This is a genomic window from Acinetobacter amyesii, assembly GCF_023499985.1.
Taxonomy (GTDB): Bacteria; Pseudomonadota; Gammaproteobacteria; order Pseudomonadales; family Moraxellaceae; genus Acinetobacter; species Acinetobacter amyesii.
Map to the genome: position 1 here is coordinate 271,461 of NZ_JAMCOU010000013.1, position 21,933 is coordinate 293,393.

Below are 21,933 nucleotides of genomic sequence, written 5' to 3' on the forward strand. Positions count from 1 at the left end.
AAACTTTATATAAACCTTATATTGGAGATAAATTATTGTAAAATAAAGACAAAATATTGTGCGCTTTTCCTAATTATTTTATGAGCATATCGAATTATGAAATTATAAGGCTTAAAGTCACTTCATCTGGATGAAATTGGGGGTTAAATCATAACTATATAAAATTAAGTATATTTTACGTCAAGTTTATAATCCATTTATCAACCGCTCTACCGTGAGGTTTTGTCTCAAATCACCAATCGAAATGGTGAGTTAGCTGCACACTATGGCAGCGAAGGTTTTTTACTCCTCTTTAGGGTGTTAACTGAAGCTGAAAATTGAACCTTTGGCAGCCGATTTATTACGCAGAATTTAATCACTCGAACTTCCACATCCAGCCAGCCATATGTCTAAATTTGTGAAGATTAGCATCGGTACGGAAACGATCATTCCATCCAAATCTGATCAAATTCAGAAATTTATATAGGCTGCCGATCGTGCACTTTACCTTGCAAAAGGTAGCGGTCGCAACCAATATCGATTAGCTCAGGCTGAAGCGCAGCTTGATGTTTGAGTCAGTTTATCGCATTGTTAATTTATCCATTGTTGAATTTACACACAGACTTTTTTAGCGTTTATAAATAATATTTTGACTGCTTTTTTTACATGCAGACAAACCTTTTCTGGCATTTTCCTGTCACTTTTTTTGCTAGAATCAGCAACACGATTTGTTAACGTACACCTGTGGTTTTGAACGAAGAGACAATATAAATATAAGGACTTTTTCTAAATCCAATTTTCATCAAAACAGTGTTTTTCGTTTAGCAGCGCACAAATTTTTATTTTAAGGTATTTCGTTTCATGCAAGCTGATAATTCCAAAGTTGACCTTTCAACGCTGACCCCAATGATGCAACAGTACATGTCAGTCAAAATGCAAAATCCGCATTCACTGATGTTTTATCGGATGGGTGATTTTTATGAGCTCTTTTTTGAAGATGCGCATAAAGCAGCAAAACTTTTAGGAATTACACTAACACATCGTGGTAAAGCCAATGGTGAGCCTATTCCTATGGCTGGTGTCCCGTACCATGCAGCTGAAGGCTATTTAGCCCGCCTTGTAAAAAAAGGGGAAACGGTGGTGATCTGCGAGCAAATTGGTGAGGTATCAGGTAAAGGTCCAGTTGAGCGCGGCATTGTTCGTATCATTACCCCGGGGACATTAACGGATGATGCACTAATTGCCTCTCATCAAAGTTCAAATTTAGTCGCGATCTGCTTACAACAAAATCAGATCGGGATTGCTTTACTAGACCTCAGTGCAGGTATTTTCAAAGTTCAGCAAATGGACTATCAGCTGGAACAATTAGCAATCGAACTTTCACGTTTAATGCCGAGCGAAATTTTGATTGATGAAGATCTTATTGATCCGAATATTGTCGAACAAATTAAACGTCAATTAGACTGCCCTGTTACCAAGCGTCCAAACGTCGACTTCAATTTAAATAACGCACAAAAAACGCTGTGTGACCAATTTGCAGTTGCCACACTTTCAGGTTTTGGTATTGACCATTTACCTTTGGCGAAAGCTGCCGCAGCGGCTTTGATTCACTATGCAAAAGTGACTCAAAAAACTGCTTTACCACATATCCGCAGCATTCAACTCGAACAAAGTAGTGATTTTGTGGCGCTCGACCCCGTCACTCGTCGTAACTTAGAACTGATTGATCCCCTATTTGAACATGGCACTTCCCTGTTCCAACTAATCAATGATTGCCAAACTGCGATGGGCGGCCGCCTATTGAGTCGTACCTTGATGCAGCCTTTACGAGATACCGCTTTATTGGATGCGCGTTTAGATGCCTCACAAGCGATGCTGCAAGGCTATCATGAGTCTCCGATACGTTTAGTTCTCAAAGAAATTGGTGATATTGAACGTGTGCTATCTCGTGTAGCGCTCGGCAGCGCTCGACCACGAGACCTAGTTCAGTTACGTCAAACTTGTGCACAAATTCCCTATCTTCGACATGCACTTGAACCGATCATTCAGTCACACCAATCTAAGCTGATCGCTCAGTTAAATGATGAAATGGGTGATTTTCACGGCTTACATGAGCGTCTTATGTCTGCCATCGTAGAAAACCCGCCAGTGCTTTTACGTGATGGAAATGTGATTGCTGAGGGTTTCGACACTGAACTTGATGAACTACGCAAAATTCGTGACCATGCAGGACAATTCCTCATTGATCTTGAAATTAAAGAGCGTGAACAAACCGGAATTTCAACCTTAAAAATTGGCTATAACCGTGTCAGTGGCTACTATATTGAACTCACTCGAGCGCAGGCTGAGCAAGCGCCTGATCATTATATACGCCGCCAAACCCTTAAAAATGCTGAACGCTACATTACCCCTGAGCTGAAATCCTTTGAAGATAAGGTGCTTTCAAGTGAGTCACGTGCATTAGCGCGCGAAAAAATGCTTTTTGAACTATTACTCGATGAATTACGTGCAGATATTGGCAACTTACAAATGATGAGCGCCGCTATAGCGCAAATTGATTTACTGGCTAATTTTGCCCATCAAGCTCGATTACGAAATTGGTCACGTCCTGAATATAGCCCTGAAGTTGGGATCAAAATCAAAGCCGGACGTCACCCAGTTGTGGAATCTCTGAGCAAATCAGCATTTACTCCAAATGATACCAGTTTGGACTTTAATCACCGCATGGCGATTATCACAGGGCCAAATATGGGCGGTAAATCGACCTTTATGCGCCAAACTGCCTTAATCAGCTTATTAGCCTACTGTGGTAGCTTTGTCCCTGCCCAATCTGCCGTATTAGGGCCGATCGATCGGATATTTACCCGTATAGGATCTGCCGACGACTTGTCTACAGGCAAATCAACCTTCATGGTGGAAATGACTGAAACCTCACAGATTCTACATCATGCGACCAATCAATCATTGGTACTGATGGATGAAGTCGGACGTGGTACGAGTACCTATGATGGCTTATCTTTGGCGTGGGCATGTGTGCTCGATCTCACGCGTCGCATTAAATGTTTATGCCTATTTGCAACGCATTATTTTGAGCTCACCGAGTTAGGCAAAGACGCTAATATCGATAACTATCATGTAACTGCTCGTGAGCTAAATGGCAACTTGATCCTATTACATAAAGTCCAACAAGGCCCGGCGAGTCAAAGTCATGGTCTACAGGTGGCAAAGCTTGCGGGTATTCCCGCAGCAGTGATCAAAGAAGCGCAAAATCGCCTTCGTATATTAGAAACTCAGCAAAAACAGCAACTCAATACTGCTGTACAAACCGATCTATTCTCGGCACTCACAGAGCCCGAAGTCATTGAGCGCGTGGTGGAAGTTGAAAAAACATCGCCCGTACTTGATGCCTTAGCAGATTTAGATGTAGATAACTTAAGTCCACGCGAAGCACTACAACAGCTTTACGCCTTAAAGGATTTACTTAAGATCTAAATTGAGCAGAAGCGATAGATGAGATATGCAAAGAACACCTATGAAGGTGTTCTTTGCATTGACGCCATGTAAATGTGTAAATTAGTAAATATTTGCTATCTACTACTGCGGCTATTCAACAATAAATTGATAAAAAATTAATGTTGTTAAATGTTTCATGCTTAAAATACACATTAAAAATATTGTTTGATAAACAGATGTAATTTAATCAGTTTTTGAGTATGATTCTCATTCATTGTGAAATTTACATAAATTGTTCAGTTTTTAGTGATTTTAACAGCACTGCATATAATAATTATCAATAAAAGGAATTGTTAGTTACCCTATTTTTTGCCTAAAATACACCATTAGTTTATTAGAACCATATTTTTTAGGTAGCTGTCGCCATGACCTTTGTTGTCACTGAAAACTGTATTAAATGTAAATATCAAGACTGCGTAGAAGTTTGCCCTGTTGACTGTTTCTATGAAGGTCCAAACTTCCTTGTTATTAATCCAGATGAATGTATCGACTGTGCGCTATGTGAACCTGAGTGTCCAGCTAACGCGATTTTCTCTGAAGATGAGTTACCTGAAGGTCAAGAAGTATTTATCGAACTTAATACTGAACTTTCTCAAAAATGGCCGAACATCACTCAAATTGGTGATCAACCTGCCGACCGTGAAGAATGGAACGGTAAAGCTGATAAATTACAATATCTTGAAAAGTAATTTTACGCTTTCATGAAAAGATCAGCACATGCTGATCTTTTTTTATACTTAAAGCACACATTTCATTGCAAATTATTCAAATTTTCTCAATAAAATTGGATTAAAATAGAACGAGTTTATAAATAATTGATTTCTATAATGAAGCATTTACTCAAGGGATTATTGTCCGTTGCAATATTCCCTCTTGTTTTCATTGGTTGTACAACTACACCACAAAAACAAGGTCACACTATTACAACTCCCGACGGTAAACGTATTTACATACCTCAAGAAAAAGTGACGACCATCAGACAAGCCCCGCCTAAAGTGGTGCCTTATGCATACAACTCATGGGTCGCGTCTGTTGATAATTTACGTCGCGTTCGAGACTATGAAGTCTTTTTAGAGAAAAATGGTGTAGGCAATATCATTCCTTCATTTGAGCTGATGCGTACTGCACGTGATTGGCAAAAATGTGGTCGCTCAGAATATATGGTGCCTAACCGTGAATTATGGCAAAACCAAATTGCAACCTTACGTGTCTTTAAATATTTAGTTGCGGCCAATATCTTAACGGACTTTGAAGTGACTTCGGTTTATCGTGATTTGCCTTTGAACCAATGTGCCGGTGGTGCAAGTTCATCTCGTCACCTATATAACTCGGCGATTGATTTCCGTATTGGACCTGCGTACCCGCAGCCCGAAGACTACAGTTATATTGAAAATACCAAGTTCCGTTTATGCCAATTTTGGTCACAACACGGGCAGAGTCTCAATATGGGATTAGGTTTATATGCCAGCGGACAAATTCATATTGATACTCAAGGCTACCGTACTTGGGGACCTGATCACTCAAGTCGCTCTTCAATGTGTAATTACTAAAACATTACATCGTCATATCAAGAACTCTTCGGAGGGCTTTTTTGTACATAAAATATTCAAATATAGAACAATAAATTGCGATGTTGGTGGAAAGGTTTAAAATGCTTGCATCAATCACGAGGTGCGACAACATGCAACAAATGTGGACAGACATTGATGCTTACATCGATTCACATTTAATTCCTGAAGATCCAATATTGACCCAAACACTTCAACATACGGATGAACGTGGCTTTCCTGATCATCTTGCTGTAGCGGCTAATCAAGGCATGCTGCTTCAAATGTTAATCCAAATGAACAAGTGTAAACGCGTTTTAGAACTTGGAACTTTTGCAGCCTATAGCACCATGTGGTTAGCACGTGCCTTACCTAATGATGGTTACATTCTGACCATTGAAGGTCGTGATACACATGCTGCCCTCGGTCAAGAAAATATTGATAATGCAAAGCTTGCACAAACGATAGAACTGAAATGTGGTCGTGCGGCAGATATTTTACGTGCCCTTCCTGAAGATACCGAACCTTTTGACTTTATTTTTGTCGATGCAGACAAACAGAGCTACCCTGAATATTTAGAATTAAGTTTAAATTTATCTCATTCAGGTACAGTGATAGTTTTAGACAATGTAATTCGTGCAGGTGAGATTCTAAATGCTGAAAACCACAAACCAAGCATTGAAGGTATCCGTGATATGTTCAAAGCCATGCAAAATCATCCGAAAATTTTATCTTGCACAGCACTTCAAACTGTTGGTTGCAAAGGTCATGACGGTTTTGCAATTGCAATCGTTAAATAATCTCAATCGAGGTGTTTTTTAAACACCTCGAATAAAGGTATAAAAAACAATCAATATAATATTTTATTTTAAAAACAATTACTTACAAATACTACACACAGAGTTATCCACAATTTTTGAGGATAACTCTGATTATTTTTAAATCAACAACTTATTATTTATTTACTCGTAATTGTCCATCTATTAAATCAACTCTGTTCGTTTGCTCAACTTATTTTACAACCAACAATGGAACACTGGAATTTCTGAAAATACTGGTAGTGATACTGCCCAAGAAGAACTGATGGATTTTACTGTGGCTAAAAGCGCCAAGTACGATTAACTGAATACCATGCTCTTGTTGATAGTCCAGAATATTTTCCGAAACATCGCCATAACGGTATTCTGTCACCACATCGAGACCGGCATTGGTTAAATAATTTTTTGGATCATCCAAGATTTGTGGGTGATCTCCAACATAAACCAAATGACATTGTAAGAGTTTGAGTAGATCACTTTGTGCCACACGCTTCATTAACTCAACGCATTTAGGCGAATATTCATAGGCAAAAATAAAGCGAGTCGGTGGTTTAAACGTTGGTCCTACGGTCATAACTGTACAACTTGCACCACGAATAAAGTTTTCAACATTACTACCCAGCGGCTTATTACGCTCTGCTGAACGTTCACCAACGCGACCAATTAAAACAATATCGTCATCTTGCAAAATATTAAAACTTTGCTCTAAGAAGTCACCCTTTTCCTGAATATGGGTGGTTTGAATCCCATGCTTATCTTGGATCATTTCAGAAATGTGTTTGAGCAAGTTATTACTATAATCTAGCGCTAAATCACTTTGTTTTTGTTCTAACTCCGCCAGTTCTTTTAAGAGCATGGCATTACTTTCAAACCCAATCACGCCGCTAATTTCACCTAAGTGATAACTTGCCGGATAGTAATCAAGTATTTGCAGTAAAACCAACTCACGGTGAGTTTGTTTAGCAACCCAAGCAGCAGCATCAGCTAGTGCATTAATGCATGGAGAAGAGTCGATACAGGCGATAACTCGTTTCATGATTAGCCCTCGTTTTATTATTGCTTGGCTATAAAATGTTGTTTGTTATTTTTAACTTATCACAACTCTGTTTCACTGTGCATGCATTTGTGTAAGCATAAAAAATTTTTATGAAGTATTTGGCGATTATTTATTCACGATATCGAATGAATTTTGCAGGATTTCCCGCAATGATTGCACGCGCTTCAACATTTTTCGTCACCATACTGTTCATGCCGACTACAGCCTGCTCAGCAATGTGAATACCATCCTTAATTCCAACATGCGTACCTAACCAAACATCACGCTCTATCTCAATCCCTTGTGATCGTACAGCTTGTTGATAGATCGGTTGATTGGCATCCATTCCATGATCAAAAGCGTATAAATGGCAATATGCCGCCATACGAACTTGATCATGAATTTTGATGCCCACGCGCCCACCATCTAAAATACAGTGATGATTGATCGCCACTTCATTGCCTATTTCTATTGGGCCATGCAAAGTGCAATCCGCCGCAATAAAGCTGTTATCTCCAATAACAATCTTACGTCCCGGTTCGGCAAAAATATGAGCCAAGGGCGATATAAAACAGTTTTCACCAATTTCAACAGTTTCCATCGATTTGAGATAGTCTTGATATTCCTGTTGCCAAGCTTCGGCCCAACCACGATTTTTCGGTTTGAGTGACCAATACAACCAAGGCATATAATTTAGACGATGCTTATGTTGCTCTCGATATTTCAATAATGGATCTTGTTCATTCATCTTCAGCAGCCTCAACGATATGCAATTGTTCACGTCCGCGAGTTACATCTTGAATCTTTAACTGTAGCGGTTGGATTTGATGAATTTGCAATGATGCAAGTACATTTACGCCCTGCGCTGTATATTCTTCCTGAAATTCAATTTGCTGCTGATTGAGTTCATATTGGAAAATTGCCCATTCATTAAACTGACAACTAAATTGCACTTTTTTCTTCTCAATAAGTTCAATTTTTTCAGCTTGTAAAAGGCATTGACCTGCACAGCCACCATAGGCACGTACCAATCCCCCTGTCCCGAGCTTAATTCCGCCATACCAACGATTAACCAAGACCAACACGTTGGTCAGATCATTCCCTTCTATGGTTGCTAGAATGGGCCGACCTGCTGTGCCTGAAGGCTCACCATCATCATTAAAACGTACGGTATGTCCAATTTTCCATGCCCAACACTGATGTGTTGTTGAGATATCTTTATTGGCTTCGAGAAATTCTTTAACGGCTTGTTCATTTTCCACAGGAACTGCGATGGCTTGAAAACGACTTTTTTTAATGTCTTCTTCATATTCAAACTGTGCGGCGAGTGTAAATGGCATAACGTCTTTAGATCCTGTATCAAAGGATATTATAGCGTTTTTTGAAAGACTTACATCCACAAAAAAGCCCCCAATGCTGGAGGCTTGATTGGCACTGCGCTATTAACGTTCGCGAAGTGCTTCTTTTGCTTTATTGAATGGCTTGATTAAGTACTCAAGTACAGTTTTCGAGCCGGTACGGATATCAACTGTCGCCACCATACCCGGAGTGATACTAAAACTTTTACCTTCTTTATTGCTTAATTTATCACTATCTGTACGGATATAAACACGATAATAGAACTGATCTTGTTTCACTTCATCACGTAAAGTATCTGGTGAAATGACGGTCACTTTACCTTTTAGACCACCATAGATCGAATAGTCATATGCCGTAATTTTCACTAAGGCTTCTTGACCCGGACGAATAAAAGCAATATCTCGCGGTGAAATACGTGCTTCTACCAAAAGCTGTTCATCCAAAGGTACAATGGTCATCAATTTACCATTTTGCGGAATCACACCGCCCAATGTCATCACATCAATCTCTTTGACCACACCACGAACTGGAGATTTAAAAACGGTACGGCTGAGTGTATCTGATTTGCCTTTCACCACTTGTTGCTGTGATTCAATATCAGTATTGGCTTTCGACAATTCTTCCCGTGATTTTACCAAATATTGGTTACGGACATCATTTAACTGATTTTGTAAGTCATTCGCTGAACGCTTTAAACGAAGTACTTCAACTTCACTTGCTGCCCCTTTAGCAACGAGCGGCTCAGTCATGGCCAATTCTTGTTGAACTAACACCAATGCCTGTTTTAAACCAGCAACAGATTCTTCCAAGTTTGCACGACGTGAATGATATAAAGCTGTTTCTTCCTTCACTAAAGCTGGAATCTTTTGAACATCTTCAGGAAAGGTTAATGGCGTACCATTCACTTCTGCACGTAAACGTGCTGCTGTTGCACGTGATGCTACAAGTAAAGACTCAGTTTCACCGACATTTGATGCAAAACGCGTTGGATCGAGTTGAGCAAGGACTTGACCTTGTTCAACAATTTGACCTTCCTTCACATTCAACTTGGTTAAAATACCTCCCTCAAGCGACTGAACAATTTGTTCTTTCGAAGATGGAATCACTTTACCTGTCCCTGTAGAGACTTCTTCTAATTTAAATAACCAAGCCCAAACTAAAAGGATTGCCAGACCAATCGTAATAATCCAAATGATTAAACTCGATTTTGGTAATGGTGGCTCTTTAAAGCTGACTTTGGTCGAGCGTTGTATTTCTTGTTTATTTTCACTCATGATTTAAGCCCCAGCTACTTTTTTCTGAGCATTCTGATTCAGAATTTGATCACGAGGCCCATCCATGACAATTTTACCTTCGTTCACCACAATAATGCGGTCAACCAACTCAAGTACCGCACGGCGATGTGTTGCTACCACCATAGTTCGGTTTTGTAAATAATCTTTTAAATGATCGATCAATTGTTTCTCAGATACGTCATCAATCGCTGCTGTAGGTTCATCAAGCAATAGAATATTGGGTTGACGAATCAATAAGCGTGCAAGCAGCAAGGCTTGGCGTTGACCGCCAGAGAAGCCTACACCACCTTCTAAAATGATATGGTCTAACCCTTCTTTTTTCTCTTGAACAAAGTGAATTGCACCCGTAATTTTCAGTACTTCAATCAATTGTTCATCCGTAGCCAACGGAGCACCCAAGGTCAAGTTTTCACGAATCGTACCGTAGAATAACTGTGAATTTTGGTTCAATAGCCCCATATCACGACGCACATCTGCGGGGTCGATTAAAGACAGTTCAATCCCATCTAATTTAACTTTGCCTTGTACTGGCGTTTGCATACCCGATAACAATTGGAGTAGCGTCGACTTACCAGCACCGTTACGGCCCAAAATTGCGATCTTTTCTCCTGCCTTAATTTCCAGTTTTGGAATTAAAAGACTTGGACGTGGATCATCTTCACCATACTTAAATGACACACCATTGAGTTCATAATGACCATTAATTGATGGTCGATGAATAAGGTGAGAATAATCCGGTTGATCGACAGGTTTCTTCATGAGCTCATCAAGACCGGCTTTCGCCACTTTTGCCTGTTGTAAACGACCTAATACCCCTGCCAATGCAGAAATCGGTGCTAACATTCGTGAGGACAAAATCGAACAAGCAACCAAAGCACCTGTAGTCATTTCACCTTTCATCACAGCAAAACAGCCGACAAGTACGACGATTGCAAACGTTAGACCCTGAATTTTTTGTGTCCATGCCGACATTAAGCCCACGATTTTACGTTGACGCATGCTGACATCAGCAGACACTTCATTCATGTGGTTCCATTGGTTTTGGAAGCGTGATTCCGCACGAAGTAATTTGATATCTTCCATGCCTTGCACAGATTCAACCAATAAGGCATTACGAATCGAAGACTCGCGCATACCCATTTGTGCAAGTTTAGCCAATGGTTTTTGCGCCAAAATCCCTGGAATAATCATCAAAGGAACCACCAACAGCATGACCCAAAATAGATTGCCGCCAATTAACCAGAAGATGAACAGAAACAAGAGGAAAAACGGTAAGTCGGCAATGGCGGTAACAGTCGTCGAAGTGACCATTTCGCGTACACCTTCTAATTCACGAATCTGTGAAATAAAAGTACCTGTAGATTTTGAGCGTTCGTTATTTTTAATTCTTAATGCATGACCAAATACACGATCGGAAATTTTCAAATCGGCACGTTTACCAATAATATCCGACAAATAAATTCGTGAAACGCGTAATGCAAACTCAAATATCGCCGCAATTAACACCCCACCCGCGAGTACCCATAAGGTCGGCACAGATTGAGATGGAATAACACGGTCGTACACGTTCATTGAGAACAAAATAGTGGCTAGAGCCAAAATATTCGCCATTAATGAAGCAAACATAATGTCGATGTAGCGTTTCCAGTCTTTTAAAACGATCGACCAGAACCAATTTTTTTCAAACGGCTTGATGTATTCATCAACACGTGCATCGGGTACAGATGACTCTGGACGCAGAATATAAATATTGCGAACGCCATGGCTTAATCGCTCAATAGAGAAGACTTGAGATAGGCCTTCATCACCGCTTAGTTGAACACTGGCATTACCGTCTACGTCGATGCGTTCTACCACACCCACTTCACCACTAACAAACTCAACCAATACCGGTAAGCGCCATGGATTGAGCAGATTTATGTCATATTTATTTTTTCGAACACTTAATCCAATTTGGCGTGCCATGACTGCAACCAGTTCATCGGCATTTTTGTGTTGATCCCAATCCAACTGCAACCGTATACGTTCTTCAGAGGGTTCAATTCGATAATGCTTTGCAATATTCAGAACCGCTTGCAGCCACGGTTGATAATTTATTGTATTACTCATGGCTGAACTTCAAACCCCTGAATAGATATATTATTAAGTTCATAAATATTTCGTGAACGCCCTGTCACTTGGATGTACTGTGCAAGTGCTGAGTAGATATCATATTGTGATGTCACAATTTCTTGTGCGGCACTATGTATGGCTTGCTCTGCATTCAGTAGATCGACAACCGTTCGAGTTCCTAATTTATATTGTTCTTGATACAGTTCTTTAGTTCTTACAGTTGTTTCACGACGCTGCACCAATATCGACATTTGACGCTTTTTATTTTCGATTTGTTCTCGAATCATTCGGACTTGATCAATCACATCCAAATATACTGTATTCACTTGTGCTTTAGCTGCTTCTTCAGCATAGCTTGCGGCACGTGTTTGCGCTGCGATTGCTCCACCTTGGTAAAAATTACTGGTCGCTTCCAACATGATTGAACTATATAAACCATCATCTTCGTCATTATTTGGATTACGACCATTTACCGCCTGACTTAGACTGCCTTTGACATTAAGTGTTGGATAAGCACTTAATTTTGACTGTTGCTTTTGCAATTTGGCAATTTCAACCCCAGCCTGTGCTTGCATCATGCTCGGAATCATCTTGAAGTCTGGATCCTCATATAAAGCCGCTGCAGTTAAGATCCGATCGGGTATCACCCAATTGATCTGACTTACATCAAAACCTAACAAGGTACGAAGTCGCTGTTGATACTGTCGAAGTTGAGTTTCTTGCACGATTAAATTTGATTCTGCAGCTTCTAAATTTGACTTGGCTTGAATAGGGTCTGCTTGACTACTGATCCCTGCGGTTGCACGTAAATTAGCAATCTCAGCAATCCGACTCACACCGGCAATTTGCTGCTGCGCAATTTTAGCCACTTCTTGATATCGTTTAATGTTGATAATTGCATTTGCAACATCAAAAGAAACTTCATCTAAATTTACAAGTACATTAGCCTGCTCTTGTAACATTTTTGCTTCTTCGATACCGACAGCACTTTTGGTTTTACCAAAGTCATATAACATCTGCGTCGCATTTAAAGACACCAACTGACGTCCACGCTCGCCTTTTGTCAGATCTGCGGTACTTAATCCACCTGAAATTTGGGGATAATATGCAGCATTCGCAAGGTCAATATTGGCGTTTTGCGATGCGACTGTAGCAATACTTTGTGTGATTTCTGGACGTCTTTGGACGGCGATATGTATCGCATCAATAAAACTTAGATTCTTCGCTACTGTGTTTGGATTATAGCTGCCTTGTTGCGTTCGACCATAAGCAACGGCTGGCATTTCTTGGACACGTGAGGTATCTAAATTATATTTACTGAGTTCTGTGATGTTAATTTTTTCGGCAGAAGGTTTCGGCTTATTAGGTAAAAAAATCTTATCTAATGTCTTTTGAATGGTACTTTGTGCAGTGCCGGTATCTGCTGCATACACTGAACCAATGGAAAAGGGTAATAATAATATACAAAAGAAATTGCACTTATTTTTACGCGGACGCCCAACTTCTGGACCATTCATCTTTCGTAATCGCATGATTTTTGCAGGTCGTATTTTTAGTTTAAAGTATACTGAATTCTTGCTAATTTTTTAGATTAATCGCTCAGTTTTTGTCATTTCAGACAATAACATAAACCCGCTGAATGAAACTAGCGCCATTCAACGGGAAATTTCTTATTTTATTCAATTAAACGGTAAAATCATCACCAAGATAAACTTTACGTACAGTTTCATCCGCAAGGACTTCTTCTGGAGTACCTTCTGCAATCACTGAACCTTCGCTCACGATATAAGCATGCTCACAAATCGCAAGGGTTTCTCGCACATTATGGTCGGTAATTAATACACCAATACCGCGATCTTTCAATGTTCGGATAATGTCTTTGATATCACCCACCGAAATAGGATCGACACCTGCAAAAGGTTCATCGAGCAACATAAATTTAGGATCTGCTGCCAAAGCACGCGCGATTTCCGCACGGCGTCGCTCACCACCCGACACACTCATACCAAGAGAATCTTTGATGTGTGTGATTTTAAAGTCGGCAAGCAATTCCGTTAAACGTTGCTGACGTTGTTGCTTATTTAGATCTTTACGGGTTTCTAAAATCGACATGATATTTTCAGAAATCGTTAATTTTCTAAAAATAGATGCTTCTTGAGGTAGATAACCAATACCTTTACGTGCGCGCTCATGCATTGCCAAGTCAGACAAATCAAGATCATCTAAATGAATCTCACCTTTATCCATACGCACCAGGCCAACAACCATATAGAAACTTGTGGTTTTACCTGCACCATTTGGACCAAGTAAACCCACAATTTGACCACTTTGCATGCTAAAGGATACATCCTTTACCACCCAACGCTTACTGTAGTTTTTGGCTAAATGTTTAATACATAAAGTTTGAACTTGCGAGGTTTGCTCCATTAATCACGTGCTCCTGGGAAGGACTTAGTGCTTGATGGTGGGATCACGATTTGTACACGACCTGAAGAAGATCCAGATTTATTTGGTGTACCTTCAGCTACGATATCGCCTTTATTCATACTGTATTTCAGGCTATTACCCCGAATACTTGCACCATCTTGTTGTAACAAAGCACCACCTGTCATGGTGATAATACCCGTTTCAGCATTGTAGACAATTTTCTGAGCTTGGCCTTTTGCATAGCCTTTGGCAGGGTCAGTTTTTTGTTGGAAATGTGCTGGCCCACCCGTTGCTGTAATCGTACTGATCTCTTTTTTGCTGTTTAAGTTCGCAACGATTGAGTTTGCCTGAAGCTTCATCGAACCCTGTTCAATGATGACATTACCAGTATACGTCGTAATCCCGGTTTTTTCGTTAAATGTTGCACGATCGGCAACCAATGAAATCGGTTGATTCCGATCTGAAGGCAAAGCAAAAGCTGCAACTGAACATAACGCCAGTGAACCGAGTAGCGCTGTACGTTTTAGGAAAGTTTTTGCAGTTTTTCGATTAAAATTATGGTTCATACTTTCCTCGAATATTAAAAAATTCGTATTGACCGTCGTTTAAATTTGCTTTTAAACCTTGGCTGACAAATTCGGCTTGTGGTGAAATCACCGTTACAGTCTTGTCCGTTTCTATTTCACGCTGTTTTGGAAAAGCAGTTAGTTCCTCAGTACGAAACTCCATTTGCCCTTCACGCATCAATTTTGTCGCAACCACATTGTCACTCAGTACGACTTTTTGGTTATCGTCCATACCATTGGCTTGTTTGGCAAAGAACGTGGCATCGACAGCACCATCTTGATAGGTCGATGCTTTCAGATTGACCAAATGAGAAGTTTGCTTTTGCAAATCCTGCTCAAGTCGATCGACTTGCGCACGAACATGCAATTTTCCCTGCTCATCAGTCTGCGTCAGGTTAATGTTTTCAGCTGAGTAAGTCATACTTTTCGAAGAGTCCGCCTGAAGCTTATTACCCTTTCCACCGAAATAGTAAAAACCACCGCTTACTGCAGCAATGACCACAGCTGTCACGTATAAAACTTTAGTATCCATAAGCGGAGATTCAATCCAATGACTGCATCAATTTATTAATAAGGTGCACTTGCATATTTTTCAAGTAGTTCCTGGTATACACCTTTAGAAACTAAAAGCATATCGCAGATTTCACGAACAGCACCACGTCCACCCATCGCCTGAGTAACAAGATCTGCACGGCGACGTACTTCTAAATGTCCATTTGGTACGGTCACTTTCATCCCTGCAATAGCAAAGGCTGAAAGATCGGGCCAATCATCGCCCATATATAGGCAATCTGAAGGATCAATACCAAACTGTGCGCAGGCTTCAGTCAGTGCAACACCTTTGTCTTCACGACCTTGAAAAACCAAGTCCACACCTAAGTCAGACATGCGTTTTTCAACAATATTACTTTTACGGCCAGTAATAATGATGACTTTTATACCCGCTTTTTGCACCAACTTCATGCCTAAGCCATCTCGAATATCAAAGGATTTGATTTCATCGCCGCTATTGGTCAACGTTACAAATCCATCACTTAAAATTCCATCCACATCCAGTACCAGTGCTTCTATGTGACGCGCTTGTTCTAGCAATACATACGATGCCATTTTCTTAATTTACCCCAGCCTGAATCAAATCATGCATGCTGATAATCCCAATCACTTTATTGACATCATCAACAACTACAAATTGTGTAATTTTCTTTTCGTTCATACGTTCTAAAGCATGTACCGCGCGTTCTTCTTGTGAAATGGTCAAAGGATTTTTAATCATCACTTCTGAGACTTTCATATTCACATCAAAGCCTTGCTGTTTATCAATCAAACGACGTAAGTCACCGTCGGTAAAGATACCCAATAAGGTATCGTTTTCATCGACAATCGTGGTGAGTCCCAAACGTTTATTTGAAATTTCGTAGAGAACTTTATTCATTGGTGTCTCTGGCGAAACTTTGGGTAAGTCTTCACCTGTATGCATTAGATGTTTTACATGCAATAACAAACGCTTACCCAACGCTCCAGCAGGATGAGAGCGTGCAAAATCATCTGAGGTAAAGCCACGTGCATCCAATAATGCAACTGCAAGGGCATCACCTAAGGCTAATGTTGCAGTGGTACTTGAGGTCGGAGCTAGACCCAAAGGGCATGCTTCTTGAATATTACCCAAGGTCAATGCGACATCGGCATTTTGTGGCATTGGGCCTTTATTGTCGCCACTCATGGTAATTAGAGGAATGCCCAAATGTTTGATCAATGGCATCAGCATCATAATTTCATCACTCTTACCTGAGTTTGAAATTGCAATGAGCACATCACCTTTAACTAACATGCCCAAATCACCATGTCCAGCTTCACCCGGATGCATGAAGAAAGATGGCGTACCTGTCGAGGCAAACGTAGCGGCCATTTTACGACCGATATGACCCGATTTGCCCATACCAGTAATCACTAAACGCCCTTTGCACTGTAAAATGATTTCGCAGGCTTGGCTAAAACGATCATCTATTTGCGTAGCTAATACTTGTAAAGCATGCTCTTCAATACGCAAAGTTTCTAATGCGACTTTCTGAAAATCGACTTGATTCGGCATATTTGGTGGATTCAAAGTTGTTATACCTTAAGCCGTGAGAGGTGCGCTCTCACTTTCAAAATAAAAAATTTTCACAATTTTATCATATCTATGCAAATAGCACGTTTCCAAATGTATAAGAATTCATGAATTATGCAGAAAAGATGCATTTCTTCATTTTTATCTTCCGGACAGATAAATTGAATTCAGCAATCGAATGAGATTCAGACCGAACCCAATTAACCTTCTACGCTATTTTTAGCAACGCAAAAACATCAATCATTAAAAAATATCTGCTTTTTTGGGTTTTAACTTTATGAATAAAAATGCTTAGGTTAAGATGAGCCATCTTTTGGTAGAAACAATTTGAAGACCTATGCAACCTTTTGTTCTATATAACTCAGAGCAACGTAAAAAAGTAGAATTCGTACCTCGCAAAGAAGGACATATCGATATGTATGTCTGTGGAATGACCGTGTATGACTACTGTCATATTGGTCATGCTCGAGTTATGGTTGCATTCGACTACATTATCCGTTTCCTGCGCAGTCAGGGCTGGAACGTTAAATACGTTCGCAACATTACCGATATTGACGACAAAATCATTGCCCGTGCCAATGAAAATGGCGAAAGCATTACTGCTTTAACCGATCGCTTTATCAAGGCCATGAACGAAGATGCTGCCAATTTAGGTTGTGCAGCACCTGATGAAGCACCACGTGCAACAGACTATATCGATCAAATGCAGAATATGATTGGTAACTTAGTCAACAAAGGTACAGCATATCCATCTGCAAATGGCGATGTTTATTTTGAAGTTGAAAAGTTTGCCAAATATGGTCGTCTTTCGGGTCGTAAACTTGACGATATGCAGGCTGGTGCTTCTGAACGCGTTGATGTAGAAGTAGAAAAGAAACATCCTTTTGACTTCGTGCTTTGGAAACATGCCAAAGAAAATGAACCTTCTTGGGCTTCACCTTGGGGTAATGGCCGTCCGGGCTGGCATATTGAATGTTCAGCGATGTCGACCTGCTGCTTAGGCAACCATTTTGATATTCATGGTGGCGGTTCAGACTTAACTTTCCCGCATCATGAAAATGAAATTGCGCAATCTGAGGCATCTACTGGCGAACAGTATGTTAATTACTGGATGCATGTCGGCTTTATTAATGTCGATGGCGAAAAAATGTCGAAGTCTTTAGGTAACTTCTTCACTATTCGTGATGTGATGGATAAATTCCACCCTGAAGTGATTCGCTTCTTTATTGTGTCATCACATTACCGTAGCCCAGTAAACTTCTCTGACACTGCTTTAAAAGAAGCGAAAAATACCCTTTCCCGTTTCTATCATTCATTTAAAGCTTATCAGCAAGTCTATGGTGAAAAAACCGTAGAAACTTTGGATGATGCTTTAGTTGAGCGCTTTAATGCCGCTATGCGTGATGATTTCAACACCGCAGAAGCAATTGCGGTATTGTTTGAAGTCAACAAAGAATTGAACCGTGCCGTAAAAGATGAAAATGCTGAACAAGCGGCTGTGTATTATTCGACATTGCGTCACTTGACCAATATTTTAGGTTTGGTTCAGCATAATGTTGATGAATTCTTAAAATCAGATATTGGTCAGGAAGCTCTAGGTCTCTCTGAAGAGCAAATTGAAGATTTAATTCAACAACGTAAAGATGCGAAAAAGGCCAAAGAATTTGCCAAAGCAGATGAAATTCGTCAATCTTTGTTAGATCAAGGTGTTGTCCTTGAAGATACTCGTCAAGGTACTATTTGGCGCCGTGCTGATTAATTAAGCAAACAGAAGCATAGAGAGTTGACAGTTGTGTAAAATTCTCTATAATTCACCTCATTGCGGGAATAGCTCAGTTGGTAGAGCATAACCTTGCCAAGGTTGGGGTCGGGAGTTCGAGTCTCCTTTCCCGCTCCAGAATACGAAAAACCCTCATCTTTCGATGAGGGTTTTTTTATGTTTAAATTTTTCTTCAAAGGCTTATTTTTAGATTTATTTACTCATGTTATGCACATGAAAGTCATTTCGCATTTTTAAAATAAATTAAAATCTATTCGGCGGAGTCTTACATTTAGGGATTAAATAAAGGGATTCTTCGGCTGGAGGTACGCTTACGAAACATTGTTTCTCATTCGGCAAAATGAGATGCGAAGCTTCGCAAGGAAACCATCTTGCGGCGCAATGCACCTCACAGACAAAACTCGTTCACTACCGTCAAATTATTCAAAGTATTAAAAAACATTTTGATTAGAAGTCGTCCTGTCTCAAACAATTGCGGATGACATGACCGCGTATCTTTATTATTTGAAGCAAAGTACGCTTCTGATATTACTGCGTAACATCTGTTATTTATTATATTGTAGCGACGTTAATAGGCCTTAATTTCTCCCTAACGAATAAGGCCGCCCCTATTGCCACACGACCTCTCACCCACCTGTTAAAAAATAATCTGATGAAATGCTCATCTTGCCAATTTTCCTCAATTTTTCTCCATAATTTTCCGTTATTCTTTGCCAAAATTACATTTGGACAACCAAATAATGCACGGCGTGCACACCACACTCAAACTGACCAGCTTAAGTTACGCATTAATTACGATCTCAACATCAATTTGGGCCGCAGATACTGTTCAAAATCCTCAAGAATCTGCAGCAGTTCAGCAAATGGAAACTTTAACATTTGAAGTTCCAACAGCAAGCACTAAGCCCAAAGACCCAGATATCAGTGCTGTCGCAAAAACCATTATAAGCCGTGATGAAATGTTGAAATTTGGCGATCAGTCAATCAATGATGCGCTGCGCCGTGCTGCAGGGTTTCAACTACCCGGTGCTGGCGTTGGTCCACGTGGTGGTGCAGGTGCTGGCGGCATGCGCTTTCGTGGTGGTGGCGCACCCGTGTTTTTAATCAATGGTGAACCTGTACAAGGTGGTCCTCGTGGGGGCATGTCAGTTGTTGATAGCATTACACCGGAAATGATCGAACGCCTTGAAATCACCAAACAACCAAGTGTAGCTCAAGGCTCGGTTGCTTCATCTGCTGTCATTAATATTATTTTAAAAGAACCATTGAATGGCACGCGTTTGAGTGGTTCTGTACGTGCTGGTTATGGTCTAACAAAGTCAAATACACGTGAAGAAGAACGCACTAATTTAAACTTTCAAATGGATGGTCGTTCAGACCCTTGGATCTATAGTTTATCTGGGAGCCAAATGTGGAATGATTCAGATACGCTCATCCGTACACAAGATGCAACAGGAACGAAAACTCAAAAACGCATCACCAATCGTACGTCGCAAATGCTGACCCCACGTGTTGAATATCAACTTGATGATCAACAAAAACTGGTCGCTGAAATGTTTTATCGCAACAATGAAAGCGAAGGCACAAGTGGCTCCCAAGTCCAAAAAGATAAAAATGACAGTATTAGACTCAACACACGATATGAGCGTAAAGACCAAGGTAATTCCGACAAAATTCGCTTATCAATTGAGCAGAAAAATGAAACAGAATTAACAGAGTATAGAGATTCCCAATCATATATTGATGAAAAAATTAATGAATATGGTTTAGGCTACGACGGTGTCCGAAAGTTCGATTCAAAACGCCAAATAAAATTTGGTACCGACCTACGAAGCAATGAACTTGAAAGCAATATTGCAGAGACCTTAGATGAACAATTGTATGCTGCTTATGTTGAAGGAAGTTGGAAATATACGCCGCGCCAAACCTTAACTTTAGGTGTACGCCAAGAGTGGATTGATCGTTCAGGTTTAGTGGATTATCAAGATCAGCATTTAAGTCCTGTATTAGCACACCGTTTTGACTTTAATGACCAATGGTCACTCCAAACCAATTTGAGTCAGGCTTTTAAAAACCCACGTAGCAATCAATTGATGCCGACTGTTTCAGTTTCTACAGATAGCGATGCAGGGACACTAAACAACCCTGACCGTGGGGGTAATCCTGACTTACGACCTGAAACTATTAATGCTTACGAAACAACCCTAGGTTATAACACCCCTGCTGGCGGCGTAAATATCACTGCATATTATCGAGAAATTAATGACTATATCGAAAAATCGATCCTGTCAGAAAATGCTACAGGCGGTCGTTGCGAAACAGGAAATACCGATTGCCGTTTTGTCGAACGTCCTTATAACCAAGACAGTGCAACCACCTATGGTGTGGAAATTGCTGGACGTTATGCACTAAAGCAAACGGAGAATGGTCATTCATTTATGTTGAATGCTCAACTTTCAACTGTACGTGCAAAAATTGAAGAAGCTGACGGCTCTGACCGTTTGGCAAGCGATGTTGCACCTTATACCGCAAGTGCTGGTTTATCTTATAACTATCAACCGTGGCGTATTGCAACAAGTGTGAACCTCAATTATACCCCTGAATATACACGTGCGCTGAGTAAGGAACCTTACAATCGCACCAGCAATGAACGTGTCAACATGGATGTGAGTTTTACTAAACGCTTTGATCAAAATTGGTCTGCATCAATCAATGCACGTAATATTCTCAGCTCAGATTATAAAGAAGTGTTAAGAGAACAAAGTTCTGGCGCGCTATACCAATCTCGTATTAATGAAGCAATTCCAAGCTTTATGTTTACCTTAGAAAAGAAATTCTAAACCGTTTCTAAGAGACTTCTAAGAGATTTAAAATAAAAAACCGATACGGACAACGAATCGGTTTTTTTATGCGTACACGACCGCAAACTAGCGCTCAATTGCCTTCAACATTTTCGCAATTTTTAGGGTATGTTCCTTCCGCCCTTTTTTCTCTAAGACCTTTTGCTCAACCCACCATAAATATTCAAAAATTTCTGATTCACTTGAATCCTCTTGGATTAATTTAAAAATATTGGGCAAATAATCATCATATTCATCACGTAAAGCAGGAATACGGCGAATCCCTAACGGGTCCCATTCCTTCAATAAAATTTTATGTATCGCATGCAAGAGACTGGCATCTCGATTATGTTTTGACTGCATACAAGTTCCCTGGCTTATATTTTTTACTTTTAAAATCAGTTATCTAATTATTTGATGATATTAAAAGAAAAATGAACTGTTGTTTGTCGAAGATTTCATCATACGCATCTCTAAACGCTTTTCCATTGGTTTTTCATCTTTTTTTTATAGCAAACCAAAGCTTTATCAAAATTTCATGCACTTTTTCTCAT

At 40.1% G+C, this 21,933-nt stretch carries 18 protein-coding genes and 1 tRNA gene; 7 read left to right on the forward strand and 12 right to left on the reverse strand.

Features of this window, described 5'->3' with window-relative positions:
- Positions 1-840: 840 nt before the first annotated feature.
- The 4 genes from mutS (at position 841) to M5F03_RS02820 (ending at position 5,839) form a co-directional block, all read left to right on the forward strand.
- Entirely contained in the window at positions 841-3,471 is a 2,631-nt protein-coding gene (gene mutS / locus M5F03_RS02805) for a DNA mismatch repair protein MutS (protein WP_249706474.1), read from the forward strand.
- Between the two features lie 386 nt (positions 3,472-3,857).
- Positions 3,858-4,181 (forward strand): ferredoxin FdxA, encoded by a 324-nt coding sequence (fdxA, locus tag M5F03_RS02810; protein WP_004651686.1) that lies wholly within the window; start codon positions 3,858-3,860, stop codon positions 4,179-4,181.
- Between the two features lie 138 nt (positions 4,182-4,319).
- Complete coding sequence (locus M5F03_RS02815) at positions 4,320-5,042, forward strand: D-Ala-D-Ala carboxypeptidase family metallohydrolase (RefSeq protein WP_078188751.1); 723 nt, start codon at positions 4,320-4,322, stop codon at positions 5,040-5,042.
- A 131-nt stretch (positions 5,043-5,173) separates the two neighbouring features.
- Entirely contained in the window at positions 5,174-5,839 is a 666-nt protein-coding gene (locus tag M5F03_RS02820; RefSeq protein ID WP_180059073.1) for an O-methyltransferase, read from the forward strand.
- A gap of 211 nt (positions 5,840-6,050) precedes the next feature.
- Here the strand turns inward: M5F03_RS02820 and M5F03_RS02825 are convergent, their stop codons facing one another.
- The 11 genes from M5F03_RS02825 to M5F03_RS02875 all read right to left on the reverse strand — a co-directional run bounded on the left by M5F03_RS02825 (position 6,051) and on the right by M5F03_RS02875 (position 16,741).
- Positions 6,051-6,893 carry a universal stress protein gene (locus M5F03_RS02825; protein WP_078193559.1) on the reverse strand — a complete coding sequence of 281 codons (843 nt, stop codon included), beginning with the start codon at positions 6,891-6,893 and terminating at the stop codon, positions 6,051-6,053.
- Between the two features lie 130 nt (positions 6,894-7,023).
- Complete coding sequence (locus M5F03_RS02830) at positions 7,024-7,641, reverse strand: acyltransferase (protein WP_078193560.1); 618 nt, start codon at positions 7,639-7,641, stop codon at positions 7,024-7,026.
- Entirely contained in the window at positions 7,634-8,233 is a 600-nt protein-coding gene (locus tag M5F03_RS02835; RefSeq protein WP_078193561.1) for an IMPACT family protein, read from the reverse strand. The genes M5F03_RS02830 and M5F03_RS02835 overlap by 8 nt, the downstream gene beginning before the upstream one ends.
- Before the next feature lie 102 nt (positions 8,234-8,335).
- Positions 8,336-9,526 (reverse strand): HlyD family type I secretion periplasmic adaptor subunit, encoded by a 1,191-nt coding sequence (locus M5F03_RS02840; RefSeq protein WP_078193562.1) that lies wholly within the window; start codon positions 9,524-9,526, stop codon positions 8,336-8,338.
- 3 nt (positions 9,527-9,529) lie between these two features.
- Positions 9,530-11,656: a type I secretion system permease/ATPase gene (locus tag M5F03_RS02845; protein ID WP_249706476.1), complete on the reverse strand. Its 2,127-nt coding sequence runs from the start codon at positions 11,654-11,656 to the stop codon at positions 9,530-9,532.
- Positions 11,653-13,176: a TolC family protein gene (locus M5F03_RS02850; RefSeq protein WP_249706806.1), complete on the reverse strand. Its 1,524-nt coding sequence runs from the start codon at positions 13,174-13,176 to the stop codon at positions 11,653-11,655. The genes M5F03_RS02845 and M5F03_RS02850 overlap by 4 nt, the downstream gene beginning before the upstream one ends.
- Before the next feature lie 166 nt (positions 13,177-13,342).
- A complete protein-coding gene (lptB, locus tag M5F03_RS02855) occupies positions 13,343-14,086 on the reverse strand; it encodes an LPS export ABC transporter ATP-binding protein (RefSeq protein ID WP_078188759.1) in 744 nt (247 codons plus the stop codon).
- Positions 14,086-14,652 (reverse strand): lipopolysaccharide transport periplasmic protein LptA, encoded by a 567-nt coding sequence (lptA, locus tag M5F03_RS02860; protein WP_111883783.1) that lies wholly within the window; start codon positions 14,650-14,652, stop codon positions 14,086-14,088. The genes lptB and lptA overlap by 1 nt, the downstream gene beginning before the upstream one ends.
- The gene (gene lptC / locus M5F03_RS02865; RefSeq protein ID WP_249706478.1) at positions 14,642-15,184 is read right to left on the reverse strand and encodes an LPS export ABC transporter periplasmic protein LptC; all 543 of its coding nucleotides are present in this window, start codon (positions 15,182-15,184) and stop codon (positions 14,642-14,644) included. The genes lptA and lptC overlap by 11 nt, the downstream gene beginning before the upstream one ends.
- A gap of 35 nt (positions 15,185-15,219) precedes the next feature.
- Positions 15,220-15,759, reverse strand: coding sequence for a KdsC family phosphatase (locus tag M5F03_RS02870; protein WP_078188762.1), 540 nt, complete (start codon positions 15,757-15,759; stop codon positions 15,220-15,222).
- A 4-nt stretch (positions 15,760-15,763) separates the two neighbouring features.
- Positions 15,764-16,741 carry a KpsF/GutQ family sugar-phosphate isomerase gene (locus M5F03_RS02875; protein ID WP_078193567.1) on the reverse strand — a complete coding sequence of 326 codons (978 nt, stop codon included), beginning with the start codon at positions 16,739-16,741 and terminating at the stop codon, positions 15,764-15,766.
- A 355-nt stretch (positions 16,742-17,096) separates the two neighbouring features.
- Between M5F03_RS02875 and cysS the strand changes: the two genes are divergently transcribed.
- The 3 genes from cysS to M5F03_RS02890 all read left to right on the forward strand — a co-directional run bounded on the left by cysS (position 17,097) and on the right by M5F03_RS02890 (position 21,379).
- Entirely contained in the window at positions 17,097-18,518 is a 1,422-nt protein-coding gene (gene cysS / locus M5F03_RS02880; protein ID WP_180054468.1) for a cysteine--tRNA ligase, read from the forward strand.
- A gap of 62 nt (positions 18,519-18,580) precedes the next feature.
- A tRNA-Gly gene (locus tag M5F03_RS02885) sits at positions 18,581-18,656 on the forward strand.
- Positions 18,657-19,279: 623 nt separating this feature from the next.
- Positions 19,280-21,379: a TonB-dependent receptor plug domain-containing protein gene (locus tag M5F03_RS02890; protein WP_180171496.1), complete on the forward strand. Its 2,100-nt coding sequence runs from the start codon at positions 19,280-19,282 to the stop codon at positions 21,377-21,379.
- Between the two features lie 87 nt (positions 21,380-21,466).
- On the opposite strand, the gene M5F03_RS02895 is transcribed toward M5F03_RS02890, so the two are convergent.
- Positions 21,467-21,742, reverse strand: a complete 276-nt coding sequence (locus M5F03_RS02895; protein ID WP_168377639.1) for a hypothetical protein — start codon at positions 21,740-21,742, stop codon at positions 21,467-21,469.
- Positions 21,743-21,933: the final 191 nt, after the last annotated feature.

Excerpts from the sequence above, each read along its gene's own strand:
- M5F03_RS02850 (WP_249706806.1), bottom strand. The coding sequence starts at position 13,176 with ATGAATGGTCCAGAAGTTGGGCGTCCGCGTAAAAATAAGTGCAATTTC.
- M5F03_RS02835 (WP_078193561.1), bottom strand. The coding sequence starts at position 8,233 with ATGCCATTTACACTCGCCGCACAGTTTGAATATGAAGAAGACATTAAA.
- M5F03_RS02820 (WP_180059073.1), top strand. The coding sequence starts at position 5,174 with ATGCAACAAATGTGGACAGACATTGATGCTTACATCGATTCACATTTA.
- M5F03_RS02845 (WP_249706476.1), bottom strand. The coding sequence starts at position 11,656 with ATGAGTAATACAATAAATTATCAACCGTGGCTGCAAGCGGTTCTGAAT.
- M5F03_RS02895 (WP_168377639.1), bottom strand. The coding sequence starts at position 21,742 with ATGCAGTCAAAACATAATCGAGATGCCAGTCTCTTGCATGCGATACAT.
- lptC (WP_249706478.1), bottom strand. The coding sequence starts at position 15,184 with ATGGATACTAAAGTTTTATACGTGACAGCTGTGGTCATTGCTGCAGTA.
- cysS (WP_180054468.1), top strand. The coding sequence starts at position 17,097 with ATGCAACCTTTTGTTCTATATAACTCAGAGCAACGTAAAAAAGTAGAA.
- lptA (WP_111883783.1), bottom strand. The coding sequence starts at position 14,652 with ATGAACCATAATTTTAATCGAAAAACTGCAAAAACTTTCCTAAAACGT.
- M5F03_RS02825 (WP_078193559.1), bottom strand. The coding sequence starts at position 6,893 with ATGAAACGAGTTATCGCCTGTATCGACTCTTCTCCATGCATTAATGCA.
- M5F03_RS02840 (WP_078193562.1), bottom strand. The coding sequence starts at position 9,526 with ATGAGTGAAAATAAACAAGAAATACAACGCTCGACCAAAGTCAGCTTT.
- M5F03_RS02815 (WP_078188751.1), top strand. The coding sequence starts at position 4,320 with ATGAAGCATTTACTCAAGGGATTATTGTCCGTTGCAATATTCCCTCTT.
- lptB (WP_078188759.1), bottom strand. The coding sequence starts at position 14,086 with ATGGAGCAAACCTCGCAAGTTCAAACTTTATGTATTAAACATTTAGCC.
- fdxA (WP_004651686.1), top strand. The coding sequence starts at position 3,858 with ATGACCTTTGTTGTCACTGAAAACTGTATTAAATGTAAATATCAAGAC.
- mutS (WP_249706474.1), top strand. The coding sequence starts at position 841 with ATGCAAGCTGATAATTCCAAAGTTGACCTTTCAACGCTGACCCCAATG.
- M5F03_RS02830 (WP_078193560.1), bottom strand. The coding sequence starts at position 7,641 with ATGAATGAACAAGATCCATTATTGAAATATCGAGAGCAACATAAGCAT.
- M5F03_RS02890 (WP_180171496.1), top strand. The coding sequence starts at position 19,280 with ATGCACGGCGTGCACACCACACTCAAACTGACCAGCTTAAGTTACGCA.
- M5F03_RS02870 (WP_078188762.1), bottom strand. The coding sequence starts at position 15,759 with ATGGCATCGTATGTATTGCTAGAACAAGCGCGTCACATAGAAGCACTG.
- M5F03_RS02875 (WP_078193567.1), bottom strand. The coding sequence starts at position 16,741 with ATGCCGAATCAAGTCGATTTTCAGAAAGTCGCATTAGAAACTTTGCGT.